At 31.4% G+C, this 18,591-nt stretch carries 18 protein-coding genes and 1 other RNA gene; 10 read left to right on the forward strand and 9 right to left on the reverse strand.

From position 1 onward, the window contains the following. Positions 1-12: 12 nt before the first annotated feature. Genes msrB (B2989_RS12480) through B2989_RS12490 form a run of 3 tightly spaced genes read left to right on the forward strand, consistent with a single transcriptional unit; the run spans position 13 to position 1,406 of the window. Positions 13-498 carry a peptide-methionine (R)-S-oxide reductase MsrB gene (gene msrB, locus B2989_RS12480; protein ID WP_292948926.1) on the forward strand — a complete coding sequence of 162 codons (486 nt, stop codon included), beginning with the start codon at positions 13-15 and terminating at the stop codon, positions 496-498. Further along, positions 491-886: a peptide-methionine (R)-S-oxide reductase MsrB gene (msrB, locus tag B2989_RS12485; RefSeq protein ID WP_292948928.1), complete on the forward strand. Its 396-nt coding sequence runs from the start codon at positions 491-493 to the stop codon at positions 884-886. Before msrB (B2989_RS12480) ends, msrB (B2989_RS12485) begins: the two co-directional genes overlap by 8 nt. Next, complete coding sequence (locus B2989_RS12490; protein WP_292948930.1) at positions 879-1,406, forward strand: DUF1572 family protein; 528 nt, start codon at positions 879-881, stop codon at positions 1,404-1,406. The genes msrB (B2989_RS12485) and B2989_RS12490 overlap by 8 nt, the downstream gene beginning before the upstream one ends. On the opposite strand, the gene B2989_RS12495 is transcribed toward B2989_RS12490, so the two are convergent. Further along, positions 1,396-2,685 carry an NAD(P)/FAD-dependent oxidoreductase gene (locus B2989_RS12495; protein ID WP_292948932.1) on the reverse strand — a complete coding sequence of 430 codons (1,290 nt, stop codon included), beginning with the start codon at positions 2,683-2,685 and terminating at the stop codon, positions 1,396-1,398. The two genes, B2989_RS12490 and B2989_RS12495, sit on opposite strands and share 11 nt — an antisense overlap. Before the next feature lie 118 nt (positions 2,686-2,803). Between B2989_RS12495 and lpdA the strand changes: the two genes are divergently transcribed. After that, positions 2,804-4,180, forward strand: a complete 1,377-nt coding sequence (gene lpdA / locus B2989_RS12500) for a dihydrolipoyl dehydrogenase (protein ID WP_145001524.1) — start codon at positions 2,804-2,806, stop codon at positions 4,178-4,180. 90 nt (positions 4,181-4,270) lie between these two features. Here the strand turns inward: lpdA and B2989_RS12505 are convergent, their stop codons facing one another. The 4 genes from B2989_RS12505 to B2989_RS12520 all read right to left on the reverse strand — a co-directional run bounded on the left by B2989_RS12505 (position 4,271) and on the right by B2989_RS12520 (position 7,271). Next, positions 4,271-4,909, reverse strand: coding sequence for a porin family protein (locus tag B2989_RS12505; protein ID WP_292948937.1), 639 nt, complete (start codon positions 4,907-4,909; stop codon positions 4,271-4,273). Between the two features lie 200 nt (positions 4,910-5,109). After that, positions 5,110-5,526 (reverse strand): type II 3-dehydroquinate dehydratase, encoded by a 417-nt coding sequence (gene aroQ / locus B2989_RS12510; RefSeq protein WP_292948940.1) that lies wholly within the window; start codon positions 5,524-5,526, stop codon positions 5,110-5,112. A gap of 80 nt (positions 5,527-5,606) precedes the next feature. After that, the gene (locus B2989_RS12515) at positions 5,607-6,197 is read right to left on the reverse strand and encodes an outer membrane beta-barrel protein (protein WP_145001522.1); all 591 of its coding nucleotides are present in this window, start codon (positions 6,195-6,197) and stop codon (positions 5,607-5,609) included. A 453-nt stretch (positions 6,198-6,650) separates the two neighbouring features. Continuing rightward, positions 6,651-7,271 carry a porin family protein gene (locus tag B2989_RS12520; RefSeq protein WP_292948945.1) on the reverse strand — a complete coding sequence of 207 codons (621 nt, stop codon included), beginning with the start codon at positions 7,269-7,271 and terminating at the stop codon, positions 6,651-6,653. A gap of 187 nt (positions 7,272-7,458) precedes the next feature. On the opposite strand from B2989_RS12520, the gene xerA reads away from it, so the two are divergent. The 3 genes from xerA to B2989_RS12535 all read left to right on the forward strand — a co-directional run bounded on the left by xerA (position 7,459) and on the right by B2989_RS12535 (position 10,908). Next, positions 7,459-8,355: a site-specific tyrosine recombinase/integron integrase gene (gene xerA / locus B2989_RS12525; RefSeq protein WP_292949498.1), complete on the forward strand. Its 897-nt coding sequence runs from the start codon at positions 7,459-7,461 to the stop codon at positions 8,353-8,355. Positions 8,356-8,469: 114 nt separating this feature from the next. After that, a complete protein-coding gene (locus tag B2989_RS12530) occupies positions 8,470-9,603 on the forward strand; it encodes a sensor histidine kinase (RefSeq protein WP_292948948.1) in 1,134 nt (377 codons plus the stop codon). Between the two features lie 165 nt (positions 9,604-9,768). Next, entirely contained in the window at positions 9,769-10,908 is a 1,140-nt protein-coding gene (locus B2989_RS12535) for a sensor histidine kinase (RefSeq protein WP_292948952.1), read from the forward strand. Between the two features lie 30 nt (positions 10,909-10,938). Here B2989_RS12535 and rny read toward each other — a convergent pair whose 3' ends face one another. The 4 genes from rny to B2989_RS12555 form a co-directional block, all read right to left on the reverse strand. Continuing rightward, on the reverse strand, positions 10,939-12,510 hold the full coding sequence (gene rny, locus B2989_RS12540) for a ribonuclease Y (protein WP_145001517.1): 1,572 nt from the start codon (positions 12,508-12,510) through the stop codon (positions 10,939-10,941). Positions 12,511-12,561: 51 nt separating this feature from the next. Beyond that, positions 12,562-12,688: non-coding RNA, 6S RNA (gene ssrS, locus B2989_RS12545), on the reverse strand. Positions 12,689-12,747: 59 nt separating this feature from the next. Beyond that, on the reverse strand, positions 12,748-13,041 hold the full coding sequence (locus B2989_RS12550; RefSeq protein ID WP_145001516.1) for a cell division protein ZapA: 294 nt from the start codon (positions 13,039-13,041) through the stop codon (positions 12,748-12,750). 15 nt (positions 13,042-13,056) lie between these two features. Continuing rightward, a complete protein-coding gene (locus B2989_RS12555) occupies positions 13,057-13,347 on the reverse strand; it encodes a hypothetical protein (RefSeq protein ID WP_145001515.1) in 291 nt (96 codons plus the stop codon). Positions 13,348-13,522: 175 nt separating this feature from the next. Here B2989_RS12555 and B2989_RS12560 point away from each other — a divergent pair, with 175 nt between their 5' ends. The 3 genes from B2989_RS12560 to B2989_RS12570 are packed head-to-tail and all read left to right on the forward strand — an operon-like array spanning position 13,523 to position 18,589. Continuing rightward, on the forward strand, positions 13,523-15,211 hold the full coding sequence (locus B2989_RS12560; RefSeq protein WP_292948959.1) for a M23 family metallopeptidase: 1,689 nt from the start codon (positions 13,523-13,525) through the stop codon (positions 15,209-15,211). Between the two features lie 11 nt (positions 15,212-15,222). Next, on the forward strand, positions 15,223-17,688 hold the full coding sequence (locus B2989_RS12565; protein ID WP_292948962.1) for a TonB-dependent receptor: 2,466 nt from the start codon (positions 15,223-15,225) through the stop codon (positions 17,686-17,688). A 1-nt stretch (position 17,689) separates the two neighbouring features. Then, on the forward strand, positions 17,690-18,589 hold the full coding sequence (locus B2989_RS12570; protein ID WP_292948965.1) for a hypothetical protein: 900 nt from the start codon (positions 17,690-17,692) through the stop codon (positions 18,587-18,589). Positions 18,590-18,591 lie beyond the last annotated feature (2 nt).

The following is an 18,591-nucleotide window of genomic DNA, read 5'->3' on the forward strand; positions in this document are numbered from 1 at the left end:
AAAGAAGAAAATATGAAAAAAATTGCATTATTAGTATTTGCATGTGCCTTATTTAATTGTAAAGGCAACGCGCAAGACACAAAAGAAAAAGAAAAAGAAAATTTTGAAATCACTAAAACAGATACCGAGTGGAAAGCAGAATTATCTGATGCTGAGTATTATGTTTTACGACAAGCAGGAACAGAACGTCCCTTTTCTAGTGCTTTAAATAAAGAGCATAGATCAGGAACTTACCATTGCGCTGCATGTGATACACCTTTATTTAAAAGTGAAAACAAATTTGATTCCGGAACAGGATGGCCGAGTTTTGATCAAGAAATTAAAGGAAATGTAGCATTTGGTACAGATACCAAAATTGGTTATACTAGAGATGAAGAACATTGCGCAACTTGTGGCGGACATTTAGGTCACGTTTTTAATGATGGTCCTAAGGAAACAACAGGAGAAAGACATTGTATTAACGGAGTTGCATTAAATTTTAAACCAGATAATGAGTAATTATAAAGTCACAAAATCAGAACAAGAATGGCGTAATGAGTTAACGGATGAACAATACCGTATTTTACGCAAAAAAGGTACAGAAATGCCACATACTGGAAAATATAACCTTCATTTTGAAAATGGAGCCTATGCTTGTGCTGCCTGTAACCAACAACTTTTTGAAAGTAATAGTAAGTTTGAGTCTAACTGCGGTTGGCCTAGCTTTGACGAAGCTATTCCAGGTAGCGTTACTAACATATTAGATAAGTCTCATGGGATGATTAGAACAGAGGTAGTTTGCTCTAATTGTGGTGGTCATTTAGGTCACGTATTTAATGATGGACCAACTGAAACTGGAACACGATTTTGTATCAACTCGGCAAGTGTAGATTTTAAAAATGAATAATTACATTACAAGCCTAATCAAACAATTTGATTATTATAAAACTGCTGGAGACAAAACCCTTCAGCAGTTATCATTTAATGAAATGAATTGGCAATCTCACGACAACTCCAATAGCGTATCCATAATTGTAAAACATATGGTCGGAAATATGCTAAGCAGATGGACCAATTTTTTAACTGAAGATGGCGAAAAAAAATGGCGACAACGTGAACAAGAATTTGAAGCTACTTATGCGAATAAAGCTGAATTAATTGCTGATTGGGAAAAAGGTTGGCAATGTCTTTACGATGCTATTACTCCATTAAAAAATAACGATTTAGAGCGTATTGTTTATATAAGAAACGAAAGCCAAACAGTCTCTGACGCTATTTTTAGGCAACTAGGTCACTATTCATACCATATTGGTCAAATAGCCTACATTGGCATTATAATTAAAAATGAAGATTGGCAATCTTTATCCATACCAAAAGGTACTTCTAAAGCATTTAATGACTCTAAATTTAATAAGACTAAGAATTAGACTTTATCTCTTTTTTAAAAGGCCTAATTATTAAACGTGCTTCACGATCAAACCTAATGTAGTTGTACACCCAATTAATAAAAACAATCATTCGGTTTCTAAAACCTATTAAAAAAAATAGGTGAACAAACATCCAAACAAACCAAGCAAAAACACCCTGAAATTTAAAGTTTGGCAAATCTACAACAGCCTTATTTCGTCCTACTGTAGCCATAGAGCCTTTATCTTTGTATATAAAAGGTTTCATTGGTTTGTTTTCTAACATTTTAAGTAAATTATCACCTAACAACCTACCTTGTTGTATTGCTGGTTGTGCCATCATTGGATGACCATGAGGCGTATTTTCTGTTTCCATTTGTGCAACATCTCCAACCGCAAAAACATTATTTAAGCCTTTAACTTGATTAAACTCATTAACCATAATCCTGTTACCTCTAGACACAAACTGGTCTGAATCTAATCCTTTTATAGCAGCTCCTTTAACTCCTGCTGCCCAAACAACTGTTGCTGCATCAAATGTTAAATCACTATTTGTAGTAACTGTTTTACCATCATAACCAGTTACTCTTACATTTTTCCAAACATGAACGCCTAGTTTTTCTAAAAAATCTTCAGCTTTTTGAGACGCTTGAGGACTCATTTCTTTTAAAATCTTATCGCCAGATTGGATTAAATTAATTTGCGCCAATCGTGTGTCCAAGTCTGGATAATCCTTAGGTAAAATTCCTTTTTTAATTTCGGCTAAAGCACCTGCTAACTCTACTCCTGTTGGACCTGCACCAACGATAACAAAATTCATTAAAGCTATTCTTTCATTTAAATCCGAAGTTAAAAGTGCCTCTTCAAAATTTTCAAGAATAAGACTTCTAAGATTTAAAGATTGTGGTACGGTTTTCATTTCCATACTATTGGCTTCGATAGATGTATTACCAAAATAATTGGTTTTAGAGCCTGATGCTACTACTAAATAGTCATATTTAAGTTCTCCAATATTAGAAATAACTTTATTTTTTTCTGTATTAATTTCAGAAACATCTGCTAACCTAAAGAAAAAGTTAGGAAAATCTCCTAAAACCTTTCTAATAGGATACGCAATGGAGTCTGGCTCTAATCCTCCTGTTGAGACTTGATAAAGCAATGGCTGAAATGTATGATAATTGTGCTTATCTAAAAGGACAACTTGTACTTCTTGTTTAGATAATTTTTTAGCTAACGCAATGCCAGCAAAACCACCACCAATTATTATAATTCGAGGAAAACTAGATTTAGGTATATTCATATAAAAAAACTTGCATGACAAAGGTAATATAAAGTTATAATTTTTTAAGAATCTAAATTCTTTATTCAAATTTGGTTTTGTAACTTCGTAACTTCTTAAAACTACAAAAAATAATAGAATGAGTAAATACGATGTAATTGTTCTTGGAAGTGGACCTGGAGGTTATGTAACCGCAATTCGCGCTTCACAATTAGGCCTTAAAACCGCTATAATTGAAAAAGAAAGTCTTGGTGGTGTATGTTTAAATTGGGGTTGTATTCCAACTAAAGCGTTACTAAAATCTGCTCAGGTTTTTGAATACTTAAAGCACGCAAGTGATTATGGTTTATCTGTAACAGATTATGATAAAGATTTTAATGCTGTTGTTAAACGTAGTCGTGGTGTTGCTGAAGGCATGAGTAAAGGTGTTCAGTTTTTAATGAAAAAAAACAAAATTGAGGTAATCAATGGTTTTGGCACACTAAAACCAGGAAAAAAAGTTGAAGTAGACGGAACCGTTTACAGTGCTGATCATATTGTAATTGCTACTGGAGCACGCTCTAGAGAGTTACCAAGTTTACCACAAGATGGTAAAAAAGTGATTGGTTATAGAGAAGCAATGACATTACCAACACAACCTAAAAAGATGATTGTTGTTGGATCTGGTGCAATTGGTGTTGAGTTTGCATACTTCTACAACTCTATGGGAACTGAAGTTACTGTTGTAGAATACTTACCAAACATTGTACCTGTTGAAGATATTGACGTGTCTAAGCAATTAGAAAAGTCGTTTAAAAAGAGTGGTATAAACGTAATGACATCTGCAGAAGTTACTAAAGTTGATACGTCTGGAGAAGGTGTTAAAGCAACAGTTAAAACTGCTAAAGGAGAACAAGTTTTAGAAGCTGACATTATTTTAAGTGCTGTTGGTATTAAAACTAATATAGAAAATATTGGATTAGAAGATGTAGGTATTGCAGTTGACAGAGATAAAATATTAGTTAACGATTACTACCAAACAAATATTCCTGGGTATTATGCAATTGGAGATGTAACTCCTGGTCAAGCTTTAGCACACGTTGCTTCTGCTGAAGGAATTTTATGTGTCGAAAAAATTGCTGGTATGCATGTAGAAGCTTTAGACTATGGTAATATACCTGGTTGTACTTATGCAAGTCCAGAAATTGCAAGTGTTGGTTTAACCGAAAAGCAAGCTAAGGATCAAGGTTACGATATTAAAGTTGGAAAATTCCCTTTCTCAGCATCTGGTAAAGCTAGTGCTTCTGGAGCTAAAGATGGATTTGTAAAAGTGATTTTTGATGCTAAGTATGGTGAGTGGTTAGGTTGCCATATGATTGGTGCAGGAGTTACTGATATGATTGCTGAAGCTGTTTTAGGACGTAAATTAGAAACTACAGGACATGAAGTATTAAAAGCTGTACATCCACACCCAACTATGAGTGAAGCGGTTATGGAAGCTGTTGCAGATGCTTATGACGAAGTAATACATTTATAAAAGTTTTAAAATTTATTTTAAACATTTTAAAGCATAAAAAAAGTTCCAGAATTATCTGGAACTTTTTTTATTTATATTGGTTGTATAGAATTAAAACATAAATCCAATACCAAACTGCCAAACGTTATTTTTTGCATCGACACCTTCAAATGGTGTACCATCTTCAAAAATATCTGTCACACCTAAGTTATAACGTCCACTTAAGAAAAAGCCATTATCAAACTTATAAGCTGCACCTAAGGCGATACTTGTATCAAAGTCTTTTACGTATGAGTCATCAGAATCAATTTCGATATCTCCACCATCGCTGTTTGGTTGGTAATCAAACTCTTCGTGGATCTTAAATCCAAATTGTGGTCCTGCCTCTACACTAAGCCCTTTAACAATATATGCTTTTAGTAATAATGGTACTTGAATGTAGTCTAATTGATACTCAATATTTTCGTCAGTATCCACTATATTATCTTGGTCAATCTCTCTAACATCAAATCCTTGACCAGAATACAATACCTCTGGCTGGAATGATAATCTTTCAGTTAATGGGATTTCTGCAACTAAACCTGCATTAAAGCTAGTTCTAGAATCTAAATCACCTAAATCATCTCCACTAATTGTTGATGAGTTTAATCCACCTTTTATACCTAATTGGACTTCTCTTGAATCTGATTGTGCATTTACTAATGCTAATCCCGAAATAAATAGTGCTGTACTTAAAATTAATTTTTTCATTTGTATATTTTTTTAGGTTAATACATCAAAATTACGAACTGAATCTAAGTACAGATGTTCTGTTAACAACGTTTAACAGCAATAGGGCTGTATTTAACAGTTTTTAATAGAAACCTTATTTTATACTAAAAAATTAAATTTATTTTAAGAGTTATGCTTTTAAAAGTTAAGTAAAACCTAAATTATTAATGCGCTTTATATTATAAAAAACTTTGAATGGCTAATTCATAACTTTGTAGTCCAAAACCAAGAATAATCCCTTTTGCATTTGGAGACACGTAGGATTGATGTCTAAACTCTTCCCTACCAAAGGTGTTAGAAATATGCACTTCGACCACAGGAGTCTCAATAGCTTTCACAGCATCACCAATACCAATTGAAGTATGGGTATAAGCTGCTGCATTTAAAATGATGCCATCATAACTAAAACCAACCTCTTGCAACTTATCAATTAATTCGCCTTCAATATTAGATTGAAAATGCTGTATAGTTGCAGATGGATATTTAGATTGAATTTGATCCAAAAATTCGGTAAAAGATAGACTCCCATATATATTTGGTTCGCGTTTACCTAATAGATTAAGATTAGGTCCATTTAGTATAATTAGTTTTTTCATAAGGTAAAAATACAAAAGTTATGGCATAAAAAAACCGAAGCGATTAAGCTTCGGTCTTTTTATAATAAAGTTTAAAAAACTTAGAATTTGTAAACAACTCCAAAGTTAATATCGCTTAAGTTTAATCCTACGTTAAAAGTATCAGTAGACTCAGCACCATCAAAATCAGGCTCAGTTGTAGAGTATCCTAAAACACCTACAGAAGCTTCGATAGCGAAGTTTTTAGACACGAAATAGCTAATACCAGGAGCAAAAGCAATGTCAAATCCGTCATACTTAGCATCTGCTAATTTATCTTCTCCTGAAGTATAATCAACACCTAACTCAGTAAATAAAGAAAATTGGCTAGCTGGAGCGAAATAATATCTTCCAAATACACCAACTGCAAATTCATTTGCGTCTACTAAATCAGTCCCATCATTATCAGACGATAAAGAAGTATAACCAACTTTTAAACCTGCTGCAATGTTCTCAGATACGAAGTATCCTACTTTTGGAGCAATGTTAAACACGTTTGAATCTAAATCTCCAGTAGTTTCAGTACCAAAACCAACAGAACCAGAAATAAAAACATCTCCTTTTTCGAAACCACCAACAGTAGCATCATCTTGTGCGTTAACACTTGTAAATCCTAATACTGCAATTGCAGCTGTAAATAATAATTTTTTCATAATTAAATTTAAATTTTAAATTATTTGAGCCGACAAAATTAGGAGCAATAAAGACTTTAAACAAGAAAAATAACACAAAAGAAACACGGTTATTAACAACTGTTTATAAATCAAATCATTAAAAATAAATTTTAACGTTTTATTTTGATAAAATTTATGTTAAGCCTTGCTATCAGAAAGATTATCCTAAATTTAATTACTAATTATTATTAAATAAATATGCCTTAATTCAGCATTAAAATCACTTTATTAACAATTTTACGAACAATATTATTAGTAATTAATTAGATATATTATAATCATTAAAAAAGTGTTAAAATCACATACATAATACAAGATTTAAAATCATTTATATAAGCCAAAACTTATAATTAATTTGGATATTAAATATGTAACAAAAAAAAACCGAAACTATAAAGCTTCGGTTTGATATATTATATATGTTATGTTTTCTTAGAAGAAAAATCCAACTGATACTTGGAAAACATTATTTTGGATGCTAAAATCTTCTTCTGCATCTTCTGCGATATTAGCAAGTCCTAGCGTATAACGAGCTGAAAAATTTAATCCATTCTCTAATTTATATCCCAAACCAGCTCCAAATCCAAAATCAATACTTTTAAAATCATCTTTAACATCTTCAGATTCTGACTCACTGTCACCACCAGCAGATGCTTCAAATTCATAATCAGCAGACATTAAAAATCCTATTTGAGGACCTGCTTCAAGACTTAATCCTTCAGTAACATAATACTTAGCCATAACTGGAAGGTTAATGTAATCTAATTTCAAAGTTTCTTCATAATTTACTGTTGTTCCTAATATCTCATCAGAGTACTCAGATCCAAAACCTTGAGAAGAATACATTAATTCTGGTTGAACAGAAAATTTATCAGATATCATTATTTCTGCAACAACACCAACATGAAAAGATGTGCGTGCATCAACATCTTCAACATCACCACCTACAGTAGCAAAGTTAACACCAGCTTTTGCACCAAAATTGATGTCTTGTGCATTTACACTTGTCATCCCTAATACAGCAACTGCTGCGATTGTAAATAATTTTTTCATAATTTAAAAATTTGTTTTGATTAATACCTTGGCAATTTAGCAATTCTTTAACAAAACAAAAAATAATTTTAACACACTATTAACACTTGACGCAAGGTTTAAAGTTTTAATCATTAATATTCAAACACTTACAAAAATAAGAATGTTTTAATATAACATGATTATTAAATTAATACCTTTAAACCCTATGAAATGGCACCAAGCATTAGAGGATTATTCCATGTATTTAAAAATAGAAAGAGGACTTTCTGTTAATTCTGTTAATAGTTATTTATTAGACGTAAAAAAACTTATTAAATATTTAGAAGCTAACACAATTAGCCACTCACCTATTACCATAGATAACGTTATAATAAAAGCCTTTATTTATGATGCTGCCAAAAATTTAAATCCAAGGTCACAGTCTAGATTAATATCTGGTTTAAAAGGCTTTTTTAATTATTTAATTTTTGAAGATTACAGAAAAGATAATCCGTTAGATACCATAGACTCGCCCAGAATTGGACGTAAATTGCCTGATACGTTAAGCGAGAATGACATTAATAATTTAATTAGCGCAATTGACTTAACACATCCACAAGGTCAACGCAATAAAGCTATATTAGAGGTTTTATACAGTTGTGGTTTACGTGTTAGTGAACTTACTAATTTAAAACTATCAGATTTATTCTTTGATGAAGGGTTTTTAAAAATTACTGGTAAAGGTGACAAGCAACGTTTTGTGCCAATATTGGAGGATACTCAAAAATATATTTTGATTTATAAAAACCAAATTAGAAATAATTTAACCATAAATCCTGACCATCAAGATATTTTGTTTTTAAATAGAAGAGGGAAACAATTAACTAGAGCTATGATTTTTACGATAATAAAAGATTTAGCAAAAAAGATTAAGTTGGATAAAACTATTTCTCCGCATACATTTAGACATTCATTTGCAACACATTTACTAGAAAATGGTGCAGATTTAAGAGCAATACAATTAATGCTTGGTCATGAAAGCATTACTACTACAGAGATTTACACACATTTAGACCGATCGCATTTAACAACTGTGATAAATAATTTTCACCCAAGGAAATAAAAAAAAATTATAAATATGTTGCTAAAAATCAGTATTTTAACATATATTTGTGTTGTTGATTAAAGCAAATTGACTGAATCCCTATATAACTAACTATTTAATAAACACTACTTTATGTCAGAGTTAATTAAGGGTAATCTAAACAATCAAAATTCTTTTCAAATTAGAAACGAGAACTGGGAATCTACATTAGAAATATCTAAGGTCGGTATTTGGGATTTTTGTGCATCTAGTCAAGCAGTTTTTTTCTCTAAACCATCTAAAGCTATTATTGGCTTTGAAAACGACGATACTTTTGGGAAAAATATAAACGATTGGAATGATCGTGTACATCCTGAAGATAAAGAACAATACCATAAGGATTTTCAAGAGCACATTAATGGAATAAAACCCTATTACGAAAACAAACATAGGGTAAAACATAAAGATGGATCTTATAGATGGGTTTTAGATCGTGGTAAAGTTATCGAAAAAAACAAGCAAGGAGAAGCCTCTAGATTTATTGGAACACATGTAGATATTACAAAATATGCTTTAAATGAATTAAAAGTACAGGAAACTTTAGATTTAGTAGTTAAGCAAAATAGTAAACTGCAAAACTTTGCTCACATTGTGACTCATAATCTAAAACAACATGCAGGAAATTTTGAAAGCCTTTTAGACTTTTACAAAGAAGCGCAAACTGTGTCTGAAAAAGACCAAATGATGGAGTATTTAATTACATTATCTAAATCTTTATCTAAAACTATAAGTAATTTAAACGAAATAGTTACTGTACAATCCAAGCAAAAAACAGATACTGAAAAGCTATGTATTAATACTGAAATTAATACCGTTTTAACCGACTTGAATTATCATATATCAGAAAACCACGCACTAATACATAATAATACAACTCCAGACTGTTTTTTAAATTTTAACACCTCTTATTTTCACAGTATTATACAAAACTTAGTATTAAATGCTATAAAGTACAAACATCCACAACGTCATCCAGAAATACATATTAGTAGCACATGTACGGAACAGTCTATTGAAATACAAATTACAGATAATGGCTGTGGTATAGATTTAAAAAAGTTTGGTAAGGATATCTTTGGATTATATAAGACGTTTCATAAAAACCATGACTCTGAAGGTGTGGGATTATATTTAGTAAAAAATCAAATTGAAGCTTTTGGTGGAACAATCACTGTAGAAAGTACTGTAAATTTAGGAACCACGTTTACTATAACGCTACCTAATTAACAAGAATAATCTTCATAAACAAAAAATAAAATCACATTTAATCGATGATATTAGTGTTTAATCTAAAAAAAATGCATTTTATCGATATAATTATTTATTTCAACTAAGTAACTTATAACCAATCATAATTTTAGATATTTGTTTGCACGCCAAATACTGTTTAAAATGAAGATCAATGAAAATGCTAAAAATGAAGATTCAACTTTTGAGGAGTTGAAATGGAAATTTGCCTTACAAAATTCAGGTATAGGACTTTGGGATTGGAATTCTAAAACAAGTAAAGTTTTTTACTCAAAAGAATCCAAACAAATTATAGGTTTTAATGAAGACGAAATAAGCTCTGAAGCTTCAGAATGGGATAAGCGTGTGCATAGAGATGATATTGATGATTACTATGAAGACTTCAATAATCATATTAATGGAGACAATCCAGAATATAAAAACATCCACAGAATACTGCATAAAGACAATACCTATAGATGGATTTTGGACCAAGGTAAAATTATTGAGTATGATGATAATGGTAAACCGGTCAGAATAATTGGGACACACACTGATATTACCAAACAAAAAGAAACGGAACGCTCCTTAAAAAAGTCTATAGATTTAATAACAGTACAAAAAAATAGACTGCAAAGTTTTGCACATATCGTCTCTCATAATTTAAAAGAATACGCTAGCAATTTTGAAAGCATTATCACATTTCATGATGAAGCAGACTCAGAAGCGGAAAAGCAAGAGATGTTTAGACACCTAAGAACAGTGTCTAAGGCGTTATCTAAAACATTACTTAACCTACGTCATATTGTAAGCGTACAATCTAAAAAGCACATAAAGGGTAATGTAATGTCTGTTGGTCGTGAGGTAAATTTAGCAGTAAACGATTTATCATATCTTATAGCCGAAAGTAGTACTATACTGTACAATAATGTCGAGCATGATTGCAACATTTGTTTTAGTTCATCCTACTTCCAAAGTATTATGCACAACTTAATTACTAATGCTATTAAGTATAAACATCCTGATCGTAAACCGGAAATAACAATATCATCTAATTGCACAAAAGACAATTTGGAGTTAACTATTACTGATAATGGTTTAGGATTAGATTTAGATAGATATGGTAACGAGGTCTTTGGATTATATAAAACGTTTCATAAAAACAAAGATGCTGAAGGTGTTGGCTTATATTTAATTAAAAGCCAATTAGAAGCTTTTGGAGGTACAATAACCATAAACAGTACTAAAGATGTAGGATCTACATTTAATATTATTATACCAAAGCAAAAAAAAATCCAGCTATAAGCTGGATTTTTTATTTAAACTATATTAAAACTACTTAGCAATATTAACTGCTCTAGTTTCTCTGATTACTGTAACTTTTACTTGTCCTGGATAAGTCATATCAGTTTGTATTTTTTGAGAAATACTAAAGGATAAGTCTGCAGCATTTTGGTCACTTACTTTTTCACTTTCAACAATTACACGTAATTCTCTACCAGCTTGTATAGCGTATGCTTTTTTAACACCATTAAATCCAAATGCTATTTCTTCTAAATCTTTTAAACGTTGGATATAACTATCTAAAACTTGACGTCTTGCTCCTGGTCTTGCTCCTGATATAGCATCACAAACTTGGATTATAGGAGATAATAAAGATTTCATCTCTATTTCATCGTGATGGGCTCCAATAGCATTACAAACCTCTTCTTTTTCGCCATATTTTTCTGCCCATTGCATACCTAAAATAGCGTGTGGTGTTTCCATATCTGCTTCTGCATCTGGCACTTTACCAATATCATGTAATAAACCTGCACGTTTAGCTAATTTAGGATTTAAACCTAATTCTGCTGCCATAACACCACATAGTTTAGCTACTTCACGCGAGTGTTGTAATAAATTTTGTCCGTACGAAGAACGGTATTTCATACGACCTACCATTTTAATTAATTCTGGATGCAATCCGTGAATACCTAAATCGATAACTGTACGCTTACCTACTTCAATAATTTCTTGTTCTATTTGCTTAGTTGTTTTTTGAACAACTTCTTCAATACGTGCTGGATGTATACGACCATCTGTAACTAATTTATGTAATGATAAACGGGCTACTTCTCTTCTAACCGAATCAAAACATGATAAAATAATTGCTTCTGGTGTATCATCTACAATAATCTCTACTCCTGTTGCAGCTTCAATTGCACGAATATTACGACCTTCACGACCAATAATACGTCCTTTTACATCGTCGCTTTCAATGTTAAATACAGATACGCAATTGTCTACAGCTTCTTCTGTACCTATACGTTGAATGGTATTAATAATAATTTTTTTAGCGTCTTGTTGAGCAGTCAATTTAGCTTCTTCCATCTTGTCTTGTACGTAAGACATAGCTTCACTTTTAGCTTCACCTTTTAAAGACTCTACTAATTGTGATTTAGCTTCTTCTGCAGATAAACTAGAGATAACTTCTAATTGCTCTACTTGACTTTTATGTAGCCTATCTAACTCTTCTTGTTTTTTTTCTAAAACATCAAGTCTATGGTTATAATCTTTTACTTTTTCTTCTATATCTGTATTTAGTTTTTTGTTTTTTGATAACTCACTAGATACTTGAGACTCTTTATCTCTGATACGTTTTTCTGTATCAGCCATTTTTTTATCACGCGACAAGATAACCTTTTCGTGTTCTGCTTTTAATTCTAAAAATTTTTCTTTTGCTTGAAGTATTTTGTCTTTTTTGATGCCTTCTCCTTCAACATTTGCTTCTTTTAAAATGCTAGCTGCCGATTTTTTAGCGCCTTTAATAAGTTTAGAAGCGTTGTTTTTTTCAAGCACTTTAGCAATTATAAAACCTACTATGGCTCCAATAGCAAGACCTGCTATAATTAAAATTGTATTATCCATTTTTGATTGTTTATGTATATAAAAAAAGCCTACACTAATTTAGTTTTGTATAAACTCCTTAAAAACAAGTTTAGGGCTAACAAGCTGATCAAGGATCTGCCCAAACAGTGATAAATCACTATTAGCAGCATGCTTTTACAACTTAAAACTCACCCTTTTTAAAGAATTAACGTTGAGTTTATCAAAAAAATAATTAATGTAGGCAGTAACCTAATATTGTTATGTTATAAGAACGTATTATAAACTAAGATGTGATTGCAACATGTCATTTAAAGCTTCTAACTTATCCTGAACATGCTCCTCCACATGGTTTTTATCTAAGGCTTTCTGTTCTACTTGACTAGCAAATTGTAAAGCGCACATGGCTAAAACATCTTGCTTATCTCGCACAGAGTAGCTTTGCTCAAATTTGGTAATCATAGCCTCTATCTTCTTTGCTGCTAAACGCAGTCCTTCTTCTTGACTAGGTACAATAGTTAATGGGTAGACTCTATTTGCAATAGATAACTTTATTTTAAGCGTGTCTGCCATAAAAACTATATAATATTAACTAGAAAGTTGGCTTATACAATGGTCAATCTCTCTAATTAATGTGTTTATTTTGAGCTTTGTTTCTCGTTTATCGTTGTCACTGCCTAGTATGGTATTAGCCATTTTTAAAGTGTCATACTTTTCTTGCCAACTCTTTAATTCTAAATCCTTAGCAACTATCTTAGATTGTGATTGTTCTAAAGCTTCTTTAAGCTTTGCGTTTTCTAGTTTTAAAACTTGTTGCCTTGATAAGACCTTTCTAATTTTATTTTCTAGCGCATCAACAATGGTTTCAATCTTACTCATTAACTAATACTATACTTATCTTACAAAGTTAATCAAACCTTAACACTTTGCAATTAATTTTTCATAAATTTTTATTATATCTTAAATTTAACTCATTATCAATTAAATGGCTTAGTCTTTGATTTTACTTTGGTAATTAAAACCTAATTTATATTTTAGCAGTAACCATTTATTTATGCGACACATACTTTTATTACTCGTTTTTTTAACAACATCGTCTATTGCACAAAACATTTATCCACAGGATTACTTTAGGTCTCCTTTGGATATAGAGTTGGTTTTATCAGGGACATTTGCTGAGCTTAGAAGCAATCATTTTCATTCTGGATTAGATATTAAAACTAAACAACGAGAAGGTTTAAGTGTCTATGCTGCTGCTAGTGGTTATATAAGCAGAATTAAAATTTCGCATTACGGTTACGGTAAAGCTATTTATATTACACATCCTAATGGTTATGTTACTGTCCATGGACATTTACAACGTTTTTCAGACAAGGTTGAAGCCTATGTAAAAAAGCATCAATATGAAAAGGAAAGTTTTGAAATAGAATTATTTCCTGACATGAACGATCTAATAGTAACTAAAGGCGAAGTCTTTGCTTATTCCGGAAATACAGGTGGTTCTGGTGGACCACACCTTCATTTTGAAATTAGAGATAATCAAGAACGACCTATTAATCCTTTACTATTTGGATTAAAAGTTAAAGACAGTAAAAAGCCAATCGTAAAAAGCATGTATGCTTATCCAATAAATGATTTATCACATGTTAATGGTAGTAATTTAAAACAAAAACTGCGTGTAATTCCTCAAAAAAATGGAGATTATAAAGTAGAAGATTTAACTGCTTACGGAAAAATAGGCTTTGCTGTTAACACCATAGATCAACAAGATTTAGCTGCTAATAAAAATGGTGTTTACAAAATTGAAACCTTTTATAATGGAGCACAAAATTTTACAATTGATTTTAGAAAATTTTCTTTTGACGAAACTAAGCATCTAAATAGATTAATAGATTACACACATTATAAAGATGAAAAAGAGCGTCTTCAAAAATTATTTTTAGACACCAATAACCCGTTAAGCTTATACAAAGACAAGATTGACGATGGGTATTTAGTTATTTACGATACTGTTTCTAACGTTTATAAAGTTAAAATCTCAGATTTTGAAGGCAACGAAACTAATATTGATATAAATATCAAAGGTGAGGATAAACAACCAAATGATGTTTCTAAAAACTTTACGTCTCCATATTACATCAAATCAGGTGAAGCAAACGTTTTAGAAAACCAAAATATAAAAGTAGAATTTCCTAGGGAGACCTTTTATGACGATTTTTTTATAGATTTTAGAGTTAATGGTGATACTTTAAAATTACACGAAAACAACCTAGCGTCTAAAAAATATTTTACCATAAGCTACGATGTAAGTAATTACAACCCTGAAGATTTAAAACAAGTTTACATTGCCAGATTAGTTGGATGGAATAATTTTTTAAGCTACTCCTCTACCCAAAGAAAAGATAACACCCTTTTTACTAGAACTAAAAATTTAGGAACTTACTGTTTAGCTAGAGATACTGTTAATCCAACAATAACACCTATTAGTTTTAAAGATGGTCAATGGTTAAGTAAATACCGTTTTTTAAAAGTTAAAATTGACGACAAACATACAGGTATATCCAACTATAGAGCAACCTTAAATGGTCAGTGGATTTTAATGGAATATGATTACAAAAAGAAAACCTTAACATACGATTTTAATGATAAAGTCGTTACAGACACTAAAAACAATTTAAAAATTATTGTAACAGATAATGTAGGAAATAGCAGTACATTTGAAGCAAGCTTTTTTAGAAAATAACACACCTACCCTTGGACAAACCTAACTATACCATTAGACTACTAGCTTTTTTATTCCCTTTATTTTGTTTAGCGCAAACAGGAACTATAAAAGGCGTCATTTTAAACGAATTTAATCAGCCTATTGATGCTGTTAATATTAAAAGTGATGACAATGGAGTGCAAACCAATGACAATGGTTTTTTCGAAATTAAAATTCCTGCAAATAAAAATGTGAAAATTATATTTTCTCATGTTTCGCATAAAAATATCATTGCCACCTTCAATTTAAAAAATGGTGAAACATTAGAGTTTAATCCCGTTTTAAAAGAAAATGTAGAGCAAATAGAAACGGTCGTTATTAGTGGAAAAAGACGAAAGGATGTGGAAGGTATTGTAAATATTGATCCAGCCACCTTAAAAAAAATACCTGGTGCTCAAGCAGGTGTAGAAAATTTACTTAAAACATTACCAGGTGTTAGTAGTAATAATGAGCTAAGCACACAATACTCGGTTAGAGGTGGGAATTATGACGAAAACTTAATTTATGTAAACGGAATTGAAGTGTATAGACCTTTTTTAATAAGATCTGGACAACAAGAAGGCTTAAGTTTTGTTAACTCGGATTTAGTACAAAATGTAGATTTTTCGGCAGGTGGATTCCAAGCTAAATATGGAGACAAATTATCGTCTGTACTAGATATTACTTATCGTAAACCAACAGACAACACAGTAGCAATTAACGCCAGTTTATTAGGTGCAAGTGTCGCTTTAGAAAACGTTAGCAAAGATTCAAAATTTACAAGTATCGTTGGATTACGTTACAGAGATAATAGCTTATTGGTAAATGCTAAAGAAACCGAAACTAATTTTAATCCAACCTTTGCAGACGTACAAAGTTATTTAACTTACCAATTTACAGACAAGTTAGAAGTTAGCTTTTTAGGTAATGCATCACTTAATAAATACAATTATATTCCATTAACTAGACAAACTAACTTTGGGACCTTAGATAATCCTCAAGCCTTAATTGTGCAATATCAAGGTCAAGAAAAGGATAGATACCAAACGCTTTTTGGTGCTTTAAGTGCTAATTACGATGTAAATGACGATTTATCTGTAGCCTTAGTAACCTCTACTTATCATACTACTGAAGAAGAATATTTTGACATTTTAGCGCAATATGCTTTAGGAGAAGTTAATAGTAATATTGGTGACGAAAATTTAGGTGAAGTAGAATTTGCAGAAGGTATTGGTAGCCAATTAAATCATGGTCGTAACGATTTAGATGCATTAATTACTAATGTTGAAGCTAAAGGTACTTATACTAAAAATGAAAACGAATTTAAATTTTCTATCAAGTATACTAATGAAGATATTAGAGATCGATTAGTAGAATGGGAAGTAATCGATTCGGCAGGATTTTCTATAAATCCACCAAGTTCTGACGCTTTTAATGACCAACCCTACACGCCATATGAAGGTCCATTAGAAGCTTACCAAAATGTTAGAGCCAGAAACAATACAACCATAAGTAGATTACAAGCTTATGTGCAATGGAGTAAAAGATCCACCATTGGAGAACATGATGTTTGGTACAACGCTGGTGTTAGAAGTCATAGTTGGACTGTTAGAGACCAAGGGACCAATCAAGACGTATCACAATCTGTTTTTAGTCCTCGTGCGCAATTTGCAATAAAACCAAATTGGGACAAAGACATGTTATTTAGACTAAGTGGTGGTTTGTACTATCAGCCTCCTTTTTACAGAGAGTTACGTGATCAAAACGGAGTTGTACAACCTAACGTTAAAGCTCAAAAATCTGTACATTTAGTATTAGGTAACGATTACAGCTTTAAAATGTGGGACAGACCCTTTAAATTAACTAGTGAGGCGTATTATAAAAAACTTACAGACGTTAATCCATATACGTTAGAAAACGTGCGTATTAGATATCGTGCTACAAATAATGCTGAAGCCTATGCTTATGGATTAGATTTAAGACTAAATGGCGAGTTTGTTCCTGGTACGGAAAGTTGGTTTAGTTTTGGATATCTAAAAACAGAAGAGAATATTAACGACAGAGGTTATATTGCTAGACCTACCGATCAGCGTCTTAAATTTGCTGCATTGTTTCAGGACTATGTACCAAATATACCTAGCATGAAAATGTATTTAAACTTAGTTTATAATACAGGATTACCAGGTGGATCGCCAAGTTATGCAGATCCTTATGTGTTTCAAAATAGATTACCAGACTACAAACGTGCAGATATTGGTTTTCAGTTTGTGCTAGTAGATAAAGACAAGCAATTTGATAGTGGTTGGAAAAAACCATTTAAAGATTTGTCGTTTGGATTTGAAATTTTTAATGTCTTTAATGTTCAAAATTCCATCACTAATACTTGGGTAAGGGATGTGTATAGCAAACGTCAATACGCTATACCAAACTATTTAACACCACGTGTTTTTAATGTAAGAACCACGATGCGTTTTTAAAATGAAAAGTTGCTTCGTTTTAATCATTTGGCTTTGTAGCTCCTTTTGTATTTCTCAAAACAAATTAGCACAACAAACAATTGACCAATTAAACGAACAATTAAAAATTTATGAAACCCTTTCGCCTCATGGCGATTTGTATTCATTTAAAGATTTAAAACTATCCAAAACTGATATTAAGTCCTTTGAAAACACAGATGATGCTATAAACGATTCCTTGCAACCCTATGCTGCTATTGAAACTATTCAGCATAAAATATTAACCTTAATTAACGTTATTTTTATTTTGAAATCCACTGAAGATTTTGATTTAACAGACAAATTATATAACAATATTAGTTACCTAAAAAGTGAAGATAACAAGCTTCACAACCTAGTATTTTATGCCAAATCTGGAGGCTCTTATCAATCCAGAATATCTGTTATTTATTATAAACAAAACACCGAATACCAAAAAGTTTACGATACTTACACAGATGAAGGTGATAGCGCTCTATTTAAACCTGATGGCTATGATAACATACAGACACTAACCACTAACACTCAGGTAAAATATTTGTTACAAGGAAGTGTCAAAACATGTGGCATGTGTTTTTATAATTACATAACCCTTTTGCATCTTGAAAACGATGTATTTACAGTAGATTTTGAATACACAACAGATTCTAGATCGTACGATACTATACTAGATTATGACAATAACAATCAAACCATAACTGTACATTATCAAACAGATGATTTAAGTGGTCCTGAATGTTTTTGCGAACAAAATAACGAGGAAAACATTGCGGTTTTGGATGAGAATCTTAACTTAGAAAAAGAATGTAAATGCCTATTTAAATTTAATGGTGATACTTTTATTTTAAAAGAACAGAGTGAAACCGTTTTAAAAAGAAATTAAAA

Source organism: Olleya sp. UBA1516 (assembly GCF_002323495.1).
Lineage (GTDB): Bacteria > Bacteroidota > Bacteroidia > Flavobacteriales > Flavobacteriaceae > Olleya.

Coding starts and splice junctions, on each gene's coding strand:
- msrB (WP_292948926.1), top strand. CDS start 13: ATGAAAAAAATTGCATTATTAGTATTTGCATGTGCCTTATTTAATTGT.
- msrB (WP_292948928.1), top strand. CDS start 491: ATGAGTAATTATAAAGTCACAAAATCAGAACAAGAATGGCGTAATGAG.
- B2989_RS12490 (WP_292948930.1), top strand. CDS start 879: ATGAATAATTACATTACAAGCCTAATCAAACAATTTGATTATTATAAA.
- B2989_RS12495 (WP_292948932.1), bottom strand. CDS start 2,685: ATGAATATACCTAAATCTAGTTTTCCTCGAATTATAATAATTGGTGGT.
- lpdA (WP_145001524.1), top strand. CDS start 2,804: ATGAGTAAATACGATGTAATTGTTCTTGGAAGTGGACCTGGAGGTTAT.
- B2989_RS12505 (WP_292948937.1), bottom strand. CDS start 4,909: ATGAAAAAATTAATTTTAAGTACAGCACTATTTATTTCGGGATTAGCA.
- aroQ (WP_292948940.1), bottom strand. CDS start 5,526: ATGAAAAAACTAATTATACTAAATGGACCTAATCTTAATCTATTAGGT.
- B2989_RS12515 (WP_145001522.1), bottom strand. CDS start 6,197: ATGAAAAAATTATTATTTACAGCTGCAATTGCAGTATTAGGATTTACA.
- B2989_RS12520 (WP_292948945.1), bottom strand. CDS start 7,271: ATGAAAAAATTATTTACAATCGCAGCAGTTGCTGTATTAGGGATGACA.
- xerA (WP_292949498.1), top strand. CDS start 7,459: ATGAAATGGCACCAAGCATTAGAGGATTATTCCATGTATTTAAAAATA.
- B2989_RS12530 (WP_292948948.1), top strand. CDS start 8,470: ATGTCAGAGTTAATTAAGGGTAATCTAAACAATCAAAATTCTTTTCAA.
- B2989_RS12535 (WP_292948952.1), top strand. CDS start 9,769: ATGAAGATCAATGAAAATGCTAAAAATGAAGATTCAACTTTTGAGGAG.
- rny (WP_145001517.1), bottom strand. CDS start 12,510: ATGGATAATACAATTTTAATTATAGCAGGTCTTGCTATTGGAGCCATA.
- B2989_RS12550 (WP_145001516.1), bottom strand. CDS start 13,041: ATGGCAGACACGCTTAAAATAAAGTTATCTATTGCAAATAGAGTCTAC.
- B2989_RS12555 (WP_145001515.1), bottom strand. CDS start 13,347: ATGAGTAAGATTGAAACCATTGTTGATGCGCTAGAAAATAAAATTAGA.
- B2989_RS12560 (WP_292948959.1), top strand. CDS start 13,523: ATGCGACACATACTTTTATTACTCGTTTTTTTAACAACATCGTCTATT.
- B2989_RS12570 (WP_292948965.1), top strand. CDS start 17,690: ATGAAAAGTTGCTTCGTTTTAATCATTTGGCTTTGTAGCTCCTTTTGT.